This window comes from Kocuria salina (assembly GCF_013368965.1).
GTDB lineage: Bacteria > Actinomycetota > Actinomycetes > Actinomycetales > Micrococcaceae > Kocuria > Kocuria rosea.
The window spans coordinates 117,382-134,763 of the sequence record NZ_SSSF01000004.1; the positions used below are offsets into that span (position 1 = coordinate 117,382).

16 protein-coding genes are annotated in these 17,382 nt (G+C 75.9%); 11 read left to right on the plus strand and 5 right to left on the minus strand.

Annotated features, from left to right (window positions below; all coding sequences use genetic code 11):
* Nucleotides 1-34 precede the first annotated feature (34 nt).
* The 4 genes from E7Z53_RS09660 to E7Z53_RS09675 are packed head-to-tail and all read left to right on the plus strand — an operon-like array spanning nucleotide 35 to nucleotide 6,256.
* A complete protein-coding gene (locus E7Z53_RS09660) occupies nucleotides 35-2,731 on the plus strand; it encodes a bifunctional acetate--CoA ligase family protein/GNAT family N-acetyltransferase (RefSeq protein ID WP_035924033.1) in 2,697 nt (898 codons plus the stop codon).
* A 15-nt stretch (nucleotides 2,732-2,746) separates the two neighbouring features.
* Nucleotides 2,747-4,327 (plus strand): serine/threonine-protein kinase, encoded by a 1,581-nt coding sequence (locus E7Z53_RS09665; protein ID WP_176337674.1) that lies wholly within the window; start codon nucleotides 2,747-2,749, stop codon nucleotides 4,325-4,327.
* A 46-nt stretch (nucleotides 4,328-4,373) separates the two neighbouring features.
* The gene (locus tag E7Z53_RS09670; protein ID WP_035924032.1) at nucleotides 4,374-5,084 is read left to right on the plus strand and encodes a DUF5998 family protein; all 711 of its coding nucleotides are present in this window, start codon (nucleotides 4,374-4,376) and stop codon (nucleotides 5,082-5,084) included.
* 5 nt (nucleotides 5,085-5,089) lie between these two features.
* On the plus strand, nucleotides 5,090-6,256 hold the full coding sequence (locus E7Z53_RS09675) for an alkaline phosphatase family protein (RefSeq protein ID WP_176337746.1): 1,167 nt from the start codon (nucleotides 5,090-5,092) through the stop codon (nucleotides 6,254-6,256).
* A gap of 307 nt (nucleotides 6,257-6,563) precedes the next feature.
* Here E7Z53_RS09675 and E7Z53_RS09680 read toward each other — a convergent pair whose 3' ends face one another.
* Nucleotides 6,564-7,154, minus strand: a complete 591-nt coding sequence (locus tag E7Z53_RS09680; protein WP_176337675.1) for a hypothetical protein — start codon at nucleotides 7,152-7,154, stop codon at nucleotides 6,564-6,566.
* Between the two features lie 157 nt (nucleotides 7,155-7,311).
* Complete coding sequence (gene sepH / locus E7Z53_RS09685; protein WP_176337676.1) at nucleotides 7,312-8,733, minus strand: septation protein SepH; 1,422 nt, start codon at nucleotides 8,731-8,733, stop codon at nucleotides 7,312-7,314.
* 299 nt (nucleotides 8,734-9,032) lie between these two features.
* Here sepH and E7Z53_RS09690 point away from each other — a divergent pair, with 299 nt between their 5' ends.
* Nucleotides 9,033-9,332, plus strand: a complete 300-nt coding sequence (locus E7Z53_RS09690; protein WP_017834172.1) for a DUF4193 domain-containing protein — start codon at nucleotides 9,033-9,035, stop codon at nucleotides 9,330-9,332.
* Between the two features lie 94 nt (nucleotides 9,333-9,426).
* Here the strand turns inward: E7Z53_RS09690 and E7Z53_RS09695 are convergent, their stop codons facing one another.
* The gene (locus E7Z53_RS09695; protein ID WP_017834173.1) at nucleotides 9,427-9,948 is read right to left on the minus strand and encodes a DUF3093 domain-containing protein; all 522 of its coding nucleotides are present in this window, start codon (nucleotides 9,946-9,948) and stop codon (nucleotides 9,427-9,429) included.
* 111 nt (nucleotides 9,949-10,059) lie between these two features.
* Here E7Z53_RS09695 and dut point away from each other — a divergent pair, with 111 nt between their 5' ends.
* From dut to E7Z53_RS09715, 4 genes are all read left to right on the plus strand, one after another.
* Nucleotides 10,060-10,488: a dUTP diphosphatase gene (gene dut, locus E7Z53_RS09700; protein ID WP_031283352.1), complete on the plus strand. Its 429-nt coding sequence runs from the start codon at nucleotides 10,060-10,062 to the stop codon at nucleotides 10,486-10,488.
* Between the two features lie 71 nt (nucleotides 10,489-10,559).
* Complete coding sequence (locus E7Z53_RS09705; protein ID WP_176337677.1) at nucleotides 10,560-11,291, plus strand: DUF3710 domain-containing protein; 732 nt, start codon at nucleotides 10,560-10,562, stop codon at nucleotides 11,289-11,291.
* A 3-nt stretch (nucleotides 11,292-11,294) separates the two neighbouring features.
* Nucleotides 11,295-11,699: a hypothetical protein gene (locus tag E7Z53_RS09710; protein ID WP_232035311.1), complete on the plus strand. Its 405-nt coding sequence runs from the start codon at nucleotides 11,295-11,297 to the stop codon at nucleotides 11,697-11,699.
* A complete protein-coding gene (locus E7Z53_RS09715; RefSeq protein WP_017834177.1) occupies nucleotides 11,696-12,421 on the plus strand; it encodes a DUF3159 domain-containing protein in 726 nt (241 codons plus the stop codon). The genes E7Z53_RS09710 and E7Z53_RS09715 overlap by 4 nt, the downstream gene beginning before the upstream one ends.
* Before the next feature lie 15 nt (nucleotides 12,422-12,436).
* Here the strand turns inward: E7Z53_RS09715 and E7Z53_RS09720 are convergent, their stop codons facing one another.
* Both E7Z53_RS09720 and E7Z53_RS09725 read right to left on the minus strand, forming a co-directional pair.
* The gene (locus E7Z53_RS09720; RefSeq protein ID WP_126350082.1) at nucleotides 12,437-13,120 is read right to left on the minus strand and encodes a potassium channel family protein; all 684 of its coding nucleotides are present in this window, start codon (nucleotides 13,118-13,120) and stop codon (nucleotides 12,437-12,439) included.
* Nucleotides 13,120-13,866: a potassium channel family protein gene (locus E7Z53_RS09725; RefSeq protein WP_017834179.1), complete on the minus strand. Its 747-nt coding sequence runs from the start codon at nucleotides 13,864-13,866 to the stop codon at nucleotides 13,120-13,122. The genes E7Z53_RS09720 and E7Z53_RS09725 overlap by 1 nt, the downstream gene beginning before the upstream one ends.
* A gap of 86 nt (nucleotides 13,867-13,952) precedes the next feature.
* Here E7Z53_RS09725 and E7Z53_RS09730 point away from each other — a divergent pair, with 86 nt between their 5' ends.
* Nucleotides 13,953-15,953 (plus strand): APC family permease, encoded by a 2,001-nt coding sequence (locus E7Z53_RS09730; RefSeq protein WP_176337678.1) that lies wholly within the window; start codon nucleotides 13,953-13,955, stop codon nucleotides 15,951-15,953.
* Nucleotides 15,950-17,371, plus strand: coding sequence for a class I SAM-dependent RNA methyltransferase (locus E7Z53_RS09735; RefSeq protein WP_176337679.1), 1,422 nt, complete (start codon nucleotides 15,950-15,952; stop codon nucleotides 17,369-17,371). Before E7Z53_RS09730 ends, E7Z53_RS09735 begins: the two co-directional genes overlap by 4 nt.
* Nucleotides 17,372-17,382: the final 11 nt, after the last annotated feature.

Below are 17,382 nucleotides of genomic sequence, written 5' to 3' on the forward strand. Positions count from 1 at the left end.
TGACGGTGCAGGTTTGTCTACTAGCCTGAAGTCTATGGTTCCAGAGACCGCGGACACGGACGACGCCGGGCAGTACCCCGAGTACTGGGAGGCCGACGTCATCCTCCGCGACGGCGCGACGGCGCAGCTGCGCCCGATCTCCCCGGAGGACAAGGACGCGCTCCTGGCCTTCCACCAGTCGCAGTCCGAGAACTCCATCTACCTGCGCTTCTTCTCCTACAAGCCCACCCTCTCCGCCCGGGAGCTGGAGCGGTTCACCCGCGTGGACCACCGGGACCGCGTCTGCTTCGTGCTGGTGCTGGCGGACCGGATCATCGGCGTGGGCCGCTACGACCGCACGGACCGGCACGACGACGCCGAGGTCGCGTTCATGATCTCGGACGCCCACCAGGGGCGGGGCATCGGCTCGATCCTGCTGGAGCACCTCGCCGCGGCCGCGCGCGAGAACGGGATCGACCACTTCTCCGCGGAGGTCCTGCCCGAGAACCGCAAGATGCTCCGCGTGTTCGCGGAGGCGGGCTACGAGCTCACCCGCAAGTTCGACGACGGCGTGGTGGTGGTCGGCTTCGACATCGACCCGACCGAGAAGTCGCTGGCCGTGATGGCCGCGCGGGAGCACCGCGCCGAGGCCCTCTCCATGGCCGACCTCCTCTCCCCGTCCTCGATCGCCGTGATCGGGGCGTCGCGGGACCCCGGCCACGCCGGGCACGCGCTGGTCGAGCACCTCGTCGCCTCCGGGTTCGCCGGCCGGCTCAGCGGGGTGAGCCCCACGCCCTTCGAGCGGGAGGGCATGACCCACGCCACCTCGATCGGGGATGTCCCCGAGCCCGTGGACCTCGCCGTGGTCGCCGTGCCCGTCGACCAGGTGGCCGACGTCGTGGACCAGTGCGGCGCGGCGGGCGTGCGCGCCGTCGTGGTGGTCACGGGCGGGTACGCCGAGGCCGGCGCGGCGGGCCGGGCCCGGCAGACCGAGCTGGTGCGCCGCGCTCGCTCCTACGGGATGCGCGTGGTCGGCCCGGCGAGCCTGGGCCTCTACAGCACGGCCCCGGAGTCCCGCTTCAACGCCTCCATCCTGCCCACCGTGCCGCGGGAGGGCCCGCTGGGGCTGTTCAGCCAGTCCGGGGCCATCGGCATGATGCTCAACGCGGCCGCGCTGCGCCACGACGTGGGCGTGTCCACGTACCTCTCCGCCGGCAACCGGGCCGACGTCTCCGGCAACGACATGATGCAGTACTGGGAGGACGACGCCGCGACCCGCGCGTGCGGGCTCTACCTGCAGTCCGTGGGCAACCCGCGCAAGTTCTCCCGGATCGCCCGCCGGCTGTCCCTGACCAAGCCCGTGATCGTGGCCAAGAGCGAGGTCACCGGTCTCCGGCTGCCGCCCGGCCACACCGGGCGCACCACCCAGGCCCCGCCGGGGGCCCTGGACGCGATGTTCCGGCAGGCCGGCGTGATCCGCGCGGACACGAGCGAGCACCTCATGGACGTGGCCGGGATCCTCGCCGGCCAGCCCCTGCCCGCGGGCGCCCGCACGGCCCTCGTCTCCAACGCGCTGGCCCTGGGCCAGCTCATGGAGGACCGGTGCATGCAGCTGGGGCTGGACGTCGCGGTGACCCAGGCGGGGGTCCGGACCGCGGACGGCGGGGAGGACGCCCTCGAGGCGCTGCGGGCGGCCGTCGACAGCTGCCTCGGCGCCGAGGCCGTCGACTCCGCCGTGGTCACGCTGATGCCGATCCCGGGCGCCACGCCGGAGCGCGTGGCCGAGCTCGTGGGCCGGGTGGGGCGGGAGCACGGCAAGACCGTGGTGGTCGTCTTCACGGGCAGCACCGAGCCCGGAGCGGTCTCCGCCCTGCACCACGCCGAGGACGGACTGGACGTGCCCTGCTTCGACTCCCCGGGGGCGGCCCTGCGCGCGCTCGCCAAGGTCGTGGACTACACCCGGTGGCGCGCCCAGGACCAGGGCAGCCTCGCCGAGCCGAAGGGCATCGACGCGGAGGCGGCGGAGACCTTCGTGGAGAAGATCCTGCCCAGCGTCACCGGCGACGAGCTGCTCGAGCTGGACGGGGACCAGGCGCGGGAGCTGCTGGAGACCTACGGGGTGGGCCTGCTGCCCAGCGAGCGGTTCACCGATCCCGAGGACGCCCTGGCCGCCGCCGACCGGCTCGGCTACCCCGTGGCCCTCAAGACCACCGACCCCAACCTCCGGCACCGCCTGGACCTGGGCGGCGTGCAGCTCAACATCCAGGACGACGCGCAGCTGCGGGCAGCCATCGAGACCATGCACCGGGCGCTCGCCCCCTTCGGCACCTTCGACCTCGAGGTGCAGGCCATGGCCCCCACCGGCCAGTCGGTGGTGCTCCGGGCCATCGAGGACCCCCTGATCGGCCCCGTGGTCTCGTTCGGGATGGCGGGGGACGCGGTGAACCTCCTCGAGGACTGGGCCCACCGGGTCCCGCCGCTCACCGACCAGGACGTGCGGCGGATGGTCCGCGAGCCCAAGGCCTCGCGCAAGCTCTTCGGCCACCAGGGGGTCCCGGCCGCGGACGTCGACCGGCTCGAGGACCTCGTCGCCCGGGTGGCGCTGCTCAAGGACCGGCACCCCGAGATCGCCCGCGTGGAGCTGAACCCCGTGCTCGTCTCCAGCGGCTCCGTGACCGTGCTGGGGGCCTCGGTCGGCATCGGCAACGCCCGGCAGCGGACGGACAGCGCGCGCCGGGCCATGCGCAGCTAGGCGGGCCCGGACTTCGTGGCGGACACCATAGCCGGTCGGTACACCCTCATCGACCCCATCGCGCGCGGCGGCAGCGGCTCCGTGTGGCGGGCCTGGGACGGCCGGCTCCAGCAGCTGTGCGCGGCCAAGGTGCTGCGCCAGCGCGACTCCGCGGACCTGCTGCGCTTCGCGCGGGAGCAGTCGGTGAAGCTGGACCACCCGCACGTGCTCGCCCCCTACGGGTGGGCCGCGGAGGACGCGCACGTGGTCATCGCGATGCCCCTCGTGCACGGCGGCACCCTGGAGTCCGCGCTGCTCGACAACGGGGCCGCCTCGGTGGAGCTGACCGAGGAGGTTCTCGCCCAGCTGCTCCAGGCCCTGCAGTTCGTGCACGCCCAGGGCTGGGTGCACCGGGACGTGAAGCCGGGCAACCTCATGCTGGACAGCACCGGGACGGGCCGCCCCCACGTCCTCCTCTCCGACTTCGGCATCGCCGTGCGCGTCCAGGACGCCCGGCTGACCCGGACGGGCACCGTGGTGGGCACGCCCGGCTACCTGCCCCCGGAGGCCTACGAGCTCACCGACCCGAACCCCGCGCAGGACCTCTACGCGGCGGGCATCACCGCGCTGCGGATGCTCGACCCCTCGCTGGAGCCGCAGGAGAGCCTGGGGCCCAACGATGCGCGCGCCGTGGTGGGGGAGCAGGGCGACCTCGCGGAGCACCTCGCCGCCCTCCTCACCCCGGACCCCGCCCAGCGCCGCGACGCGGCCGTCACCGTGCTCCACGAGCTCACCGCGGGAGCGGCGAGACGGCGCTTCGACCCTGCCCGCACCCGGGACGGCGAGCCGTTCGAGGTCTTCGACGTCCTCGAGCCGCTGCCGGAGCCGTGGGCGAGCCGGGTGCTGACCGGGTGGGACGGCACGGAGGGGACGGACGGGACGACCGGCGCCGGGCTCGGCGGCGGAGCCGCCGCGGGCGCGGAGGCCGGCGGCCGGTTCCCGGACGGCCCCGACACCCTGGACGCCGGCTCCGGGAGCACCGACTCCGCCGGCACCGCTCCCGGCAGCACCGGGCAGCGGACGGCCGGGACCACGGTGGGCGGCGGCGGGCTGGCCGACGCCGGCGGCGCCGGCAGCGGGACGACCGGCAGCGGGAGAACCGGTGCCGGGGGAGTCCACACCGGGTCGGGCGACGACGAGGTGCCGCACCCTGCCGGGTCCGGGCGCGACGGCTCCGGGCACGGCGGGTCCGGCGACGGCGACGGCGGGGGCACCGGGAACGACCCCGGCCGGGACCGGGCGGGCCGCCGGCCCGCCGGGGGGAGGGCCACGGAGGCGCTCCCGCGGCCGGCGCGGACCGGGCGGCGCCGCGGCGGCCGAGCCGTGACCGGCGTGTTCGTGGTCCTCGTGGGGATGACTGCGCTGCTGAGCGGATATCTGCTGCTCGATCCCCTGGGCTCCGCGGAGCGGGTGCCCGATCCCGGGAGCTCGCCCACGGTCACGCGCAGCGCCGACACGACCCCGAGCCCGGCGCCGGAGGAGAGCCCCGTGGTGCTGGAACGGGTCTGCGAGGACGTGGGCGGCGGGGAGGAGCGGTGCTACTTCCGGGTGCCCTGAGGGCCCGTGTTGGGCACTGGCGCGGCCGTGGGGGAAAATGGCCCCCATGACGTATTCAGGTGAGCGCGGCCAGCGGCTGGTCGAGGACATCAACAAGGCCGGCTTCTACCCGCAGCTGGTGATCGACGTGGTCCAGGACTCCCTGGACGGCCGGTCCCCGGTCTCCCACCTCGTGCAGCTGGAGACCCACATCGACCGGACGGAGGTGCACCGCCACACCACCGTGCTGGTGCTCGCCGAGGACGTGCTGCACGTGACGCACGTGGACGACGAGGAGTTCGACGAGGGCGGCCGGGACGTGGTGGCACGGGTCTCCACGGAGACGGTCGGCATCTCGCAGATCCGCTCGGTCACGCTGAGCTACTCGTACTACCAGCCGGCCAACTACCGGCCGGACAGCCCGATCTCCGAGGTGACGCTCGCCATCGCGTGGACGGGCACCCTGCACGTGGACCTGGCGCCCGCACTGTGCGAGGACCCCCAGTGCCAGGCCGACCACGGCTACACCGGCACGGCCGCCCGGGAGGACATCGTGCTGCGGATCAGCGCGGAGGCCGACGGCCCGACCGCCGTGGAGGGCGCGCGGGAGTTCGCGCGCACACTGCGCCGGGCCAACCTCTCCCCGCTGACCGACGGCGCGCAGATCGCCCAGCCGGCCCACGGGCGCACGCCGGCTCCGCGGCGGGCGGCCGCCGCCACACCGCGCACCCGGTTCACCGACCGGTTCACCGGCCGGGACAGCGGCGCCGCCCGGTGAGGGCGGTGCAGGAGGTCCTGCCCGCGCTGCCCGCCGACCTGCCGGGGCCGCCGCGCTACGGCAGCCGCTCGGTCGCGGAGGTCATGTCCTCGGCCGCGGCGTCCCTGGGCGTGCCCGGCTTCCGGGACGCGCTGGGGCTGCCCGCTGCCCGGAGGGTCGTCGTCGTCATGGTGGACGGCCTGGGACGGGCCCAGCTGCGGGCCCGCGCCGGGCACGCCCCGGGCCTGGCCGGCGCGCAGGGCCTGGCCACCCTGGACGCGGCGTTCCCCACGACCACGGCGGCCTCGCTGGCGTCCCTCGGCACGGGCGCGGCCCCCGGGGCGCACGGACTCGTGGGCTACGACGTGCTGGACCCCGACCGGGACCGGGTCGTGAACCAGCTCGGCGGCTGGGACGCCGCCGTGGACCCCCGGGCGTGGCAGCCGCTGCCCACGGTGCTCGAGCGCGCCGCCGAGCACGTGGACGTGGTCACGGTCAGCCGGCAGCGCTTCGCCGGCTCCGGGCTCACCGACGCGGCCCTGCGCGGGGGCCGGTTCGTGGCCGCGGAGGGGCCGGCCGCGCGGGTCAGCACCGCGCTCGACCAGCTCGCCGCGGGACGCGACGCCCTCATGTACTTCTACTGGGACGAGCTCGACCGCACCGGCCACGCCCGGGGCTGGGAGTCCTGGGAGTGGACGGCCCAGCTCGAGGAGCTCGACGCGTCGCTGCGACGGCTGGTCGCGCGCGTGCCGGCCGGCACCACGGTGCTGGTGACCGGTGACCACGGCATGGTGGACGTCCCGCGGGACGCGCGTGTCGACTTCTCCGAGCTCCCAGGGCTGCTGGACGGTGTCCGGCACACGGCCGGCGAGCCACGCACGGTGCAGCTGCACCTGGAGCCGGACGCGACGGCGCAGGACGTCCGGGCGCTCGTGGCCACCTGGCGGGAGCATTTCGGGTCCCGCGTGTGGATCCTCTCCCGGGAGGCCGCCCTCGACGCCGGCTACTTCGGCCCGCCGGCGCTCGTGCGCGACGCGGTGCGCGGGCGCATCGGCGACCTCCTCGTGCTGGGGCGGGAGCCCCTGGCACTGTTCGACCTCGGCCGGGTCCGCCCGAGCGTCCTGTCCATGGTCGGCCAGCACGGCTCGCTGACGCGCGCCGAGCGGGAGGTCCCGCTCCTGCGCCTGGCCTGAGCGCCCGCGCACCGGGAGCCGGCCCAGGGACGCCGCGACCGGGTTGCCGCGCCGGGGCCGCCCCGGGTTGCCGCGCCGGGTGAGCCGCCACGGGGCCGCCGCGCAGCGCGGCGATCCGGCTGCCGCGCCGGGTGGGCCGCGGCCGGGGGCCTGCGCTCAGGGTGCCGGCGAGGCGTCCTCGGCCGTGTCCTCCGTGGTGGCCCCCTCAGCCCCCGCCTCCTCGGTCCCCGCCTCCGCGGCGGCCGGGCCGGCGTCCTCCTCGGCCGCGTCCTCCTCGTCCGTGCCGACGTCCTCCGTGCCGGCCTCGTCATCCTCCGCGGGCGCTCCCGGGGGTGGAGGGGCCGGGATCCGCCGGGGCCGGTGCGGACGGGGCCGGCGCCGGCGGCGAGGGCGCGGGGATCACGGGCTGCGGCGGGACCGGGGCGGGCACGACGGGTTCGGGCACGACGGGCTCGGGGACCACGGGTGCCGGGGGGACGTACGGCGCCGGGGGCGCCACGGGCTCCGGGGCCGGGGGCGGCGGTGCCGGCTCCTCCGCCGAGGGGCTCGGCGTGGGGGAGGACGTGCGCGAGCGCGACGGCGTGGGCGACGCGGTGGGCGTGGCGGACGGCGAGCTGGTCACCGCAGGGGCCGGGGTGAACTCGGCCTCCCGGCCGGCGCCGAAGAGGTCGCGACCGACGCCGCCCAGGTAGAGCGCACCCGCGCCGACCAGGACCACGAGCACGACCGCGCCGAGGACCAGCCCGGCGACGAACCGTCCCGGCCCGGAGCCGCGGACCAGCTCGGCCGGCGCCTCCGGAGCGGCGGAGGCGCCGCGGACACCGGGGTCGCCGGGGTCCGCGGCGGCGGCGTCGCGCTCGTCGTCCCCGAAGAGGTCGTCCTGGATGGAATTGCCCATGTCGTGCTGCCCCTGACGTGGTGTCGTCCGTCCGGGCCGCGCGCGGGATGGGGGAGCGCACGAGCCCGGAGGGACGGCGCGGAGCCGTCCCCTGCTGCGTGCACTCTAGCGCGTGCCGGGCCGGCGGCGCCGGACGGCGCGCACCGGCGCCGGGGGCTCAGTCGGACGAGCTGCCGAAGACGATCTCGTCCCAGCTGGGCACCGAGGACCGCGCGGGGCGCCGTGCCTTGGCGGTCTTGTTGCGCGGGCGGGGCCGTTCGGGCGCGGTCTCCTCGGCGGGGCCGGAGTCCTCGGGCTCCTCGCCGGGGACCGCGGGGGCCGGGCCGGCGGAGCGGTCGCCCCGGACGTCGTCGTCCCGGGAGCTCCCGGTCGCGGAGTCCTGGGTCGCGGAGCCCTGGGGCGCGGAGTCCTGGGCGGCGGGGTCCCCGGCCGCGGGCGCCTCGTCCCGGGAGGCGGCGGTGTCCGGTCGCGCCGCGGACCGCTCGGTGCCGTCGTCGACGCCCCGCTCCCGTCCGGCCTCCGAAGCCCTCTCCTGAACGGTGTCCCGGGCGCCGGCGCGAGCGGCGGGCGCAGCGGGCGCGGTGGGCTCGACGACGGGATCGTCGGCGGGCTGCACGGTGGCGGGCCCGTCCGTCCGGGGCGCGGGCTCACCGGCCGGTGCCGGCTCCGGCGCGGGACCCGGCTCGGGGAACCGGGTGGCCGGCTGGAAGGGGCGGTCGAAGACGGAGCTGTCCTCGGGTGCGGCCAGAGGGCGGGGCCGCCGCTCGACGTGCCCCATGCCGCGGCCCAGGATCTCGGCGAGGGCGTCGTCCCCCTCGGCGTCCTCCCCGATGCGCTGCCCGCGGCGGGCCTGCAGGACGTCGAGCAGGTCGTCGGCCTCCACGGCGGACCGGCGCAGCTGCGTGAGCTCGGGGTCGAGGCCCCCGTCCAGGACGCCGAGGCCCGTGCTGAGCGGCGTGTCCGGGGTGCCGGCCTCCGTGAGGGCCTCCGCCCACGCGTTCGTGGGACGGACGCTCTGGTTCGCGGGGTTGTAGAGCCACTCGGCCAGCGGCTCGTCGTGGGCGGGCGCGGCGGCGCGGTCGACCACGGAGAACCGGGCGACCACCGCCCACAGGTGGTCCTCCCGCTGCCAGGAGTCCCACTCCAGGGAGGAGGGGTCCACCCCGAGGTCGGCGGCCCGGTGGGCGACGGCGCGGCCCAGGGTGAGGGGTTCGCCCTCGAAGACGGAGTGGTAGCCGCGGTGCGCGGAGCGGTCCTCGATCTCGACCTTCTGGGCCTCGGTGGCGATGTGGGCCCGCTCGGCGAGGATCGGCCACTCGTAGCGGCGGACCCGGGAGGCCTCCCACCCGCTCTCGGCCACGATCTCCTCGACCGTGGCCCCGGAGCGGAACCGGGCCTGGATCTCACGCGGCCCGAACTGGCCCGTTCCCCGCTGGCGGGCGCCCGGCAGCCGCCGGGCGCGCTGGACGGCCAGGCGCAGCTCCTGGTCGATCCGCAACAGGTGGCGGGTGCCTGCCTCGTCCTCGACGACCAGGTGCTCACCGTCGTCGTGCACACCTGCCAGGCGCAACTGCTCCATGCTGTCATTCCTCCGGGTGGTTCTCGGGTGCGCTCGGGGTCGTCGAGCGGGCGCTGCGGGGCGGGTCCGTCGGTCGCGGCCGACGTGCCGGCCCGGACCCGCCCCCAATCCTACTGGCCGTCGCGCGCCCCGGCCGGAGGCCGCCCGCGGACGGGCCCGGCCGCGTGTTCGCGGGCCCGGGACGGGGTTGGATTTTTGCCCACGGATGGTGAACAATCTACGCGACACAGAGCCCGGAGGGCGGCGCACAGCCGTGCCGGAGCCCGCCCACGGACCCCGCATTGGAGCGAAGACCGGACATGGCCACTGATTACGACGCGCCGCGCAAGCAGGAGGACGAGCTCAAGGAGGACTCGATCGAGGAGCTGCAGACGCGCCGCACCGATGCGCAGTCCGGCACCGTCGACGAGGACGAGGCGGCCGCGGCCGAGAGCTTCGAGCTGCCGGGTGCGGATCTCTCCAATGAGGAGCTGTCCGTCGTCGTGCTGCCGGCCCAGGAGGACGAGTTCACCTGCGGCTCGTGCTTCCTGGTGCGCCACCGCTCCCAGATCGCCGAGGAGCGGGGCGGGGTCAAGTACTGCGTCGAGTGCGTGGGCTGAGCCCCGCAGGGCCGAGCTCGTCCGGAGGACCGGAAGAACCCCGTCGCGACGGTCGTCGCGGCGGGGTTCTTCCGTGCGGTGGCGGCGGGCGCGCTCACGGACGCGCGGACAGCACCTCGACGATCCGCTCCGGGTGCCGGGTGGAGGTGAGCCAGTACGGCGTGGGGTCCACGGGGTCGGTGATCCGGATCCGCACCACCGGGCCCACGGACGCCCGGAAGTTCATGAAGGCCCGCCCGTCCAGCTCGGGGCCGCGGACCCGGCGGACGTCGTCGCCGCGGAAGGCCTCGGCCTCGCCCACGAACCGTCGCTCGATGCGGGCCCGGCCGACCTGCAGGGACTCGTCGGTGACGACGATGGTGGTGCTGGAGGCGACGAGGGCCACGGCCGTGCCGCCGCCGACCACGACGGCCGCCGCTCCGGCCACCCACGGGTCGATGGGGGCGAGCGCGACGAGGGCGACGACGCCGGCGAAGAGCACGAGCAGCCACATCCACCACGCGGGGGTGAGCTTCTCCTGGTAGAGGATCTCGGCGCCGGGCCGCTCGGAGGAGGACCGGCGGGGTTCGCGGGGGCCGTCGGCCGGGGACGCACTGGAGGACGCAGGACGGGACATGCCTCTAGCGTCTCACGACTGCGCCCGGGGTCCGGCGCGTTAGAGTGGGGCACTGTGAACGACCAGTCGACAGGCCACCGGCCGCCGTCGGGCAACGGGCGCCCGCTCAGCATCGCGCTGCAGGCCCTCGACCCGGACCTTCCCCTGCCCGTGTACGCGAAGCCCGGAGACGCGGGCGCCGACCTGCGCTCGCGCGAGGACGTGGTCCTCGGCCCCGGTCAGCGGGCCCTGGTGCCCACGGGGGTGGCGATCGCGCTGCCCGAGGGGTACGCCGGGTTCGTGCACCCCCGCTCGGGGCTGGCGGCCCGGCACGGGATCACGGTGGTCAACGCCCCGGGCACGGTGGACTCCGGCTACCGGGGCGAGATCATGGTCACCCTGCTCAACACGGACGGCGCCGAGCCCTTCACCGTCCGCCGCGGCGACCGCATCGCCCAGCTCGTCGTCCAGCGCGTCGAGCAGGCCGTCTTCGAGCTCGTCGACGTGCTGCCCGGCTCGGCGCGCGGCGGGACGGGGTTCGGCTCCAGCGGCACCGCCTGAATCCACGAGCAGACCCCCCACGAGCTCACGCCACGAGCCGGCACCGCGTGCCGGCGGAGGAGAACGACACCATGTTCGGTCGCAAGAAGAAGAAGGCCGCGGCGCAGGACGCCGCCCCGCAGCAGCCGGAGGCCGCGCCGAGCGCGGAGGACGCCGCGGCGGCGCGGCGGCGCGAGCCGCAGGGTCCGCTCGACGTCTCCCAGGTGGAGGACCGGGACGGCTACCTCGATCTCGGCGCCGTGCTCGTGCGTCCCCGCGCGGGGCTGGGGGTGCGGCTCGAGGTGGACGAGCGCACGCAGCGCCCCCGTGCCGTCGCCCTCGACCTCGACGGCGGCTCGGTCCAGGTCCAGGCGTTCGCCGCGCCCCGCTCCGAGGGGCTGTGGGACGAGGTCCGCCGCGAGCTGGTGCAGTCGCTGCGCTCGAGCAACGGCGAGCCGACGGTCGAGGAGGGCCCGTTCGGGCTCCAGGTCGTCACCCGCTTCCCCGCCACCGCCTCCGACGGGACCCGCGGCTTCCGCCTCGCCCGCTTCGTGGGCGTCGACGGGCCGCGCTGGTTCGTGCGGGCCGTGTTCACGGGCACCGCCGCGGTGACCGCGGAGTCGGCCGCGGCCCTCGACGAGGTCGTGCGCGAGCTCGTGGTGGTGCGCGGCGACCGGCCCATGCCCCCCCGGGAGCTGCTGACGCTGGTCGTGCCCGAGGACGCGGTCCGTTCCCCCGCCCCGGACACGGAGCCTGAGCCGGAGCCGGCGCCGGAGCCCTTGCGGCCGCCGCGGCGCGGACCCGAGATCACCGAGATCGGCTGAGCCGTGACGCGAACAGGCACCGGCGAGTTCCGGCCGACACCGGGAACGGGGTCCATCGACGTGGTCGCCGAGGCGCCCGTGTGCGCGGGCGACCTCGACCCCTCGACCGCCGCCGGGAGCCGGCGCCGGGTGATGGCGACCGGCCTCGTGGTGGAGGTGACCGTGCCCCCGGTGACCGGCGCGCAGAACTACACCGCCCTGCTCGCCCCGGACTGCCCGCAGGCGCCGGGGGACGAGGGCGTGACCGCCCCCCGGCCGCTGCGCCTCGTGTGGCACGGCCAGCGCACCGTGCCGGGCGTCACCGCGGGGACGCGGCTGCGCTGCGTGGGCGTGGTGAGCTTCCGGGACGGGCGCCCCTCGATGTTCAACCCGCGCTACGAGATCATCGCGAAGCAGGTCAGCAGATGACGGATCCCCAGGAGCCCGGGAGCGCCGCGGACGGGCCGGGGCGCGGCCACGACGTGGAGCGCTCGATGGCCGCCTACGCCGCGCGCTCGGGCATGCGCCGCAAGGACAACGGGCAGCTCGACGTGCTGCACGCCGTCGGCGGCTGGCGCGGTCTGGCCGAGACGATCCTGCCGGGCTTCGTGTTCCTCGCCGTGCTGCTCGTCGGCAACACCCTCGGGGTCGCGCTCGCCGCGTCCCTGGGCACGGCCGCCCTGTTCACCGTGCTGCGCCTGGTCCAGCGCCAGAGCCTGGTCCAGGCCGTGTCCGGGTTCGTGGGCGTGGGCGTCTGCGCGCTGTTCGCGCGGGCCACCGGCGAGGCGCTGGACTACTACGTCCCCGGCTTCTGGATCAACGCGGCCTGGTTCGCGGGCCTGGGCGCGTCCCTGCTCCTGCGCTGGCCGCTGCTCGGCGTCTTCTACGGCTACATCCGCGGGGAGGGCGCGCAGTGGCGCGACGTCCCGGTGCGCCGCCGCGCCTACCAGGTGGCCACGGTCATGCTCATGGCGATGTTCGCGGCCCGCCTGCTCGTGCAGGTGCCCCTGTACTTCGCGGAGAACCTCACCGGCCTGGGCGTGGCGCGGCTGGTCATGGGCGTGCCGCTGTACGCGCTGACCCTGTGGCTCGCCTGGCTCGTCTCCCGGCCCCCGGAGCAGATCGCCGCCCAGGAGCAGGACACCCCCTGAGGCCCCGGGCCGCGCTCAGCTCTGGTGCGGCTCGTGCCGGCCGGCCGTCGTGAACATCGCGCGCAGCTGCGCCTCGCCCTCCGTGGTGGAGACGAAGAACAGCTGGTCGGCGCCCTCCACCACGTCGTCCCCCGAGGGGGTGATGGGCACCCCGTCGCGCAGGATGGCCACGAGGGTCACGTCCGGCGGCCACGGCACCTGGGAGACCATCGTGGCGATGATGGGGTGCTCGTGCGGCACCGTGTAGGCGGAGAGGGTCGCCCCGCCCGTCTGCAGGGTCAGCAGGCGCACCACGTCGCCGACCTCGACCGCCTCCTCCACGAGCGCGGTCATCAGTCGCGGCGTGGACACGGCCACGTCCACCCCCCACGCGTCGTCGAAGAGCCACTCGTTCTTGGGGTTGTTGACCCGGCCCACCGTGCGGGGCACGCCGAACTCGCTGCGGGCCAGGAGGGAGACCACCAGGTTCGCCTTGTCGTCGCCCGTGGCGGCGACGACGACGTCGGTCTCCTCCAGCCCGCCCTCCCGCAGCGTGGAGAGCTCGCAGGCGTCGCCGATGATCCACTGGGCCCCGCGCAGGTCCGAGCGGCCGATGACCTCGGGCTTCTCGTCGAAGATCACCACCTCGTGCTGGTGGGACAGCAGCTCCCGGGCGATCGAGGCGCCCACGGCGCCCGCGCCCACGATGACCACGCGCATCAGGATCCTCCCCGGGAGGTGTCGTCGGAGCCGGGCGCGTCGTCGGACTCCCGGCGCAGGGAGTTGGCGAAGTCGAGCACGTCCGGGCCGGGCGGGCGGGACAGGACGCGGGACACGGCCTCGACGTCGTCGGTGCGCATCATGGCGTGCACCACGTCCCCCTGCTGGTAGCTCATGTCGGGACCCGGCAGCACGCCCTCCCCGAAGCGCGTCACGAACGCGATCCGCACCCCCGTGGCCTCCTGGATCGCGTCCAGGTGCAGCCCGGACCACGAGTCGTCCAGGGACAGCTCGCCCAGCTGCAGCCGTCCCGAGGCCTCGCGGAAGTCGGCCGTGATCGTCTGCTCGGGCAGGATCCGGCGCAGCGCCTGGTCGGCGCTCCAGCGCACGGCGGCGACGGTGGGGATCCCCAGCCGCTGGTAGAACTCCGCCCGGGAGGGGTCGTAGATGCGGGCCACCACGTGGCGGACCTTGAACGTCTCGCGCGCCACGCGCGCCGCGATGATGTTGGAGTTGTCCCCGCTCGAGACGGCCGCGAAGGCGTAGGCCTCCTCGATCCCGGCCCGGCGCAGCACCTCCTGGTCGAAGCCGAGGCCGGTGACCTTCTTGCCCTCGAAGGACTTGCGCAGCCGCCGGAAGGCGCGGTCGTCCTGGTCGATCACCGCCACGGTGTGCCCGGAGTCCTCGAGGGTGTGGGCGACCATCACGCCGACGCGCCCCACTCCCATGATCACGAAATGCGCCATGCCTCTCAGCCTAGGTCACCCCGGAGGGCGCGGCCCGCACGGGGTGCGGCGGACAATCGGTGCGGGACGGACTACCGTGGGGAGCCGTGCAGAGCATTCCCCGGGCGCTGAGGCGAGCCCTCGTCGGCAAGCCCATCCACAACGAGCGGTTCAGCGACGCCGTGCTGCCCAAGCGCACGGCGCTGCCGGTGTTCTCGGCGGACGCCCTCTCCTCGGTGGCCTACGCCCCCGACGAGATCATCCTCACCCTCGCGCTCGCGGGGACCACGGCCGTGGCGGTCTCCCAGTGGGTGGGCCTGGCCGTGCTCGTGGTGCTCACCGTGGTGATCACCGCCTACCGGCAGAACGTGCGCGCCTACCCCTCCGGCGGCGGCGACTACGAGATCGTCTCCAAGAACCTCGGCCGCACCGCGGGGGTGGGCGTGGGCGCGGCCCTGATGGCCGACTACGCCCTCGTCGTGGCGGTGTCCATGGCCACCGCCGCCCAGTACGTCACCGCGGCGCTGCCCGCGCTCGCCGGGCGGCGGGTGGAGCTGGCCGTGGCCGGGATCCTCTTCGTGGGGCTGCTCAACCTGCGCGGGCTGAAGTTCATGGGCCGGGCCGCGGCCGTGCCCACCTACTTCTTCCTCGCGGTCCTGACCGCGCTGCTGCTCGTGGGCCTGGGCCAGGACCTCACCGGCTCCCTGGGGGACGCCCCCAGCGCCGGCCGGGAGGTCCTGCCCGCCGCCGGCTTCGACGCGGGGCTGGCCGGTCTCGCGGGGGCCCTGCTGGTGCTGCGGGCCTTCTCCTCCGGGGCCGTGGCGCTGACCGGCGTGGAGACCATCACCAACTCGGTGCCCTACTTCCGCAAGCCCCGCGCCGCCAACGCCGCGGCCACCCTGGGCGTGCTCGGGGCGATCTCGGCGGCCCTGCTGGCCGGGGTGCTGTACCTCGCGGACCGCACGGACGTCGTGGTCGTCGGCGACCCGGAGGAGCAGCTGCTCGTCGACGGCCGGCTCCCCGGCCCCGACTTCTTCCAGGACCCCGTGCTGGGCCAGCTCGCGAAGACCGTCTTCGGCACCGACTCCCTGTGGTTCTTCGTGCTCGTCGCCGCGACGGTGGGCGTGCTGATCCTCGCCGCGAACACCGCCTTCTCCGGCTTCCCCACGCTGGCGTCCCGGCTGGCGCGGGACGCCTTCCTGCCCCGGCAGCTGCAGGCGCGCGGGGACCGCTTCGCGTTCACCAACGGCATCCTGCTGCTGCTGCTCGTCGCCGTGGTGCTCACCGTGGCATTCGGGGCCAACGTCAACAGCCTCATCCAGCTCTACATCGTGGGCGTGTTCGTCTCCTTCACGCTCACGCAGGCCGGCATGGTCCGGCACTGGGCGCGCGTCCGGCGGATGCGCCCGCACCCCGGGGTCCGCCGCGAGCTGTTCGTGCGCCGGGCCGTGGCCCTGGTCGCCTTCGTGCTGTGCGCGGCGGTGCTCGTCGTCGTCCTCGTCACCAAGCTCACCCAGGGCGCGTGGATCACCATCGTGGCCATCGTGGTCCTCAGCGCGGTCATGGCGGGGGTCCGGCGGCACTACGACGCCGTGGACGCCGAGCTCGCGCTGCAGCCCGACTCCCCGGTCCGGGCCCTGCCCTCGCGGGTGCACGCCATCATCTACGTCTCCTCCGTCCGCAAGCCCCTCATGCGCGCCCTGGCCTACGCCCGGGCGTCCCGGCCCTCGACCCTCGAGGCCGTCGTCGTGGACACGAACGCCGCCGCCACCCGCCGGATCCTCGACGAGTGGCGCCGCCTCGAGATCCCGGTGCCCGTCACCGTGCTCCACGCGCCCTACCGGGACACCATCGGCCCGGTCCTCGACCACGTGCGCGGGGTGCGCCGCAAGTCGCCCCGGGACCTGGTCGTGGTGTACCTGCCCGAGTACGTCGTGCGGCACCGGTGGGAGCGGCTGCTGCACAACCAGGCCATCCGGCCGCTGCGGGCCCGCCTGCACCAGGAGCGCGGGGTCATGACGGCCTCCGTGCCCTGGCACCTGTCCTCCGCCTCCGGCCAGGACACGGGCCCCGAGTCCGCCCCCGAGCAGAGAGCGTCCCGCCCGTGACCCCGTCCCACCCCCCGGCCCCCGCCGAGCCCGCCGTGCCCGCCGTCCCCGTCGAGCTCGAGCTGCGCCTGGGCCCCGTCGCCCACGGCGGCCACACCGTGGCCCGCACCGGCGAGGGGCGCGTGGTGTTCGTCCGCCACGGCCTGCCCGGCGAGCTCGTCCGCGTCCGCCTCACCGACAGCGGCCCCGAGGCCCGGTTCTGGCGCGGCGACGTCGTGGCCGTCCTCGAGGCGGACCCCCACCGGCGGACCGAGCACGTGTGGGCCCCGGCCGACCCCCTGCTGACCTGGCGGCGCGGCGAGCCGCCCGTCGGCGGCGCGGAGTTCGGCCACGCCGAGCTGGAGGCCCAGCGCGCCCTCAAGGCCGCGGTGGTGACCGAGCAGCTCACCCGACTGGCCGGGCTCGAGACCGAGCTCGTCGTCGAGGCCGTGCCGGGGGAGGACCCGCAGGGCCGCGGCTGGCGCACCCGGGCGCACTTCGCGGTCGATCCCGCGGGGCGGATCGGGATGCACCCCCACCGCAGCGCGGCCGTCGTCCCGGTGGACGGCTTCCCGCTCGTGGTCCCCGCCATCGACGCCCTGCGGCTCGGGCGGCTCGACCTGCGCGGGGCGGAACGGGTCGACGTCGCGGCCCCCGCCGACGGCGGGACGCCGCTGGTGCACCTGAGCCTGGCCGCCGGGGCCGACCCGCACCGGCTGCGCCGCGAGCTGGCACGGCTCACCGCGGACCGGGACGTCTCCGTCACCGCCCGCGCCGAGGGGCAGCGCGAGCCCGAGACGTGGGCGGGCCGGCCGTCGGTCGCCGAGCACGTGGGCCCGCACCGGTGGGAGGTCTCCGCCGAGGGGTTCTGGCAGATCCACCGCGCGGCCCCCGCCCTGCTGCACCGGGAGGTGCCCGCGGCCGCCGCGGCGCGCCCCGGGGAGCACGCCCTCGACCTCTACGCCGGCGCCGGACTGTTCACGGCCGCGCTCGCGGACGCCGTGGGGGAGACGGGCACGGTCCTGGCCGTCGAGGGCTCGCCGGTCACCAGCGCCGACGCCCGCCGCGCCTTCGCCGCCCGGCCGGGGGTCCGCGTCGAGCGCGGGAGCGTCGACAAGGTGCTGGCCCGGACCTGGCCGCAGGCGGCACCGGTCCGTGGCCGCCCGCCGGCGCGGGGCGGCCGCCCGGCCCGGAGCGGCGCGGCCCGCCCCGACGTCGTGGTCCTGGACCCGCCCCGGGCGGGCGCCGGACGGACCGTCGTGGACCAGCTCGTGGCGCTGGCCCCGCGCCGGATCGTCTACCTCGCGTGCGACCCAGCCACGCTGGCGCGGGACCTGGGCCGGTTCCGCCGCGCCGGGTGGCACGTGCGGTCGGTGCGCGCCTTCGACATGTACCCGAACACCCACCACGTCGAGACGCTGGCGGTCCTGGAGCCCTGACGGACGCCGCC

Coding starts and splice junctions, on each gene's coding strand:
- E7Z53_RS09690 (WP_017834172.1), top strand. CDS start 9,033: ATGGCCACTGATTACGACGCGCCGCGCAAGCAGGAGGACGAGCTCAAG.
- E7Z53_RS09695 (WP_017834173.1), bottom strand. CDS start 9,948: ATGTCCCGTCCTGCGTCCTCCAGTGCGTCCCCGGCCGACGGCCCCCGC.
- E7Z53_RS09680 (WP_176337675.1), bottom strand. CDS start 7,154: ATGGGCAATTCCATCCAGGACGACCTCTTCGGGGACGACGAGCGCGAC.
- E7Z53_RS09670 (WP_035924032.1), top strand. CDS start 4,374: ATGACGTATTCAGGTGAGCGCGGCCAGCGGCTGGTCGAGGACATCAAC.
- sepH (WP_176337676.1), bottom strand. CDS start 8,733: ATGGAGCAGTTGCGCCTGGCAGGTGTGCACGACGACGGTGAGCACCTG.
- E7Z53_RS09705 (WP_176337677.1), top strand. CDS start 10,560: ATGTTCGGTCGCAAGAAGAAGAAGGCCGCGGCGCAGGACGCCGCCCCG.
- E7Z53_RS09725 (WP_017834179.1), bottom strand. CDS start 13,866: ATGGCGCATTTCGTGATCATGGGAGTGGGGCGCGTCGGCGTGATGGTC.
- E7Z53_RS09660 (WP_035924033.1), top strand. CDS start 35: ATGGTTCCAGAGACCGCGGACACGGACGACGCCGGGCAGTACCCCGAG.
- E7Z53_RS09715 (WP_017834177.1), top strand. CDS start 11,696: ATGACGGATCCCCAGGAGCCCGGGAGCGCCGCGGACGGGCCGGGGCGC.
- E7Z53_RS09720 (WP_126350082.1), bottom strand. CDS start 13,120: ATGCGCGTGGTCATCGTGGGCGCGGGCGCCGTGGGCGCCTCGATCGCC.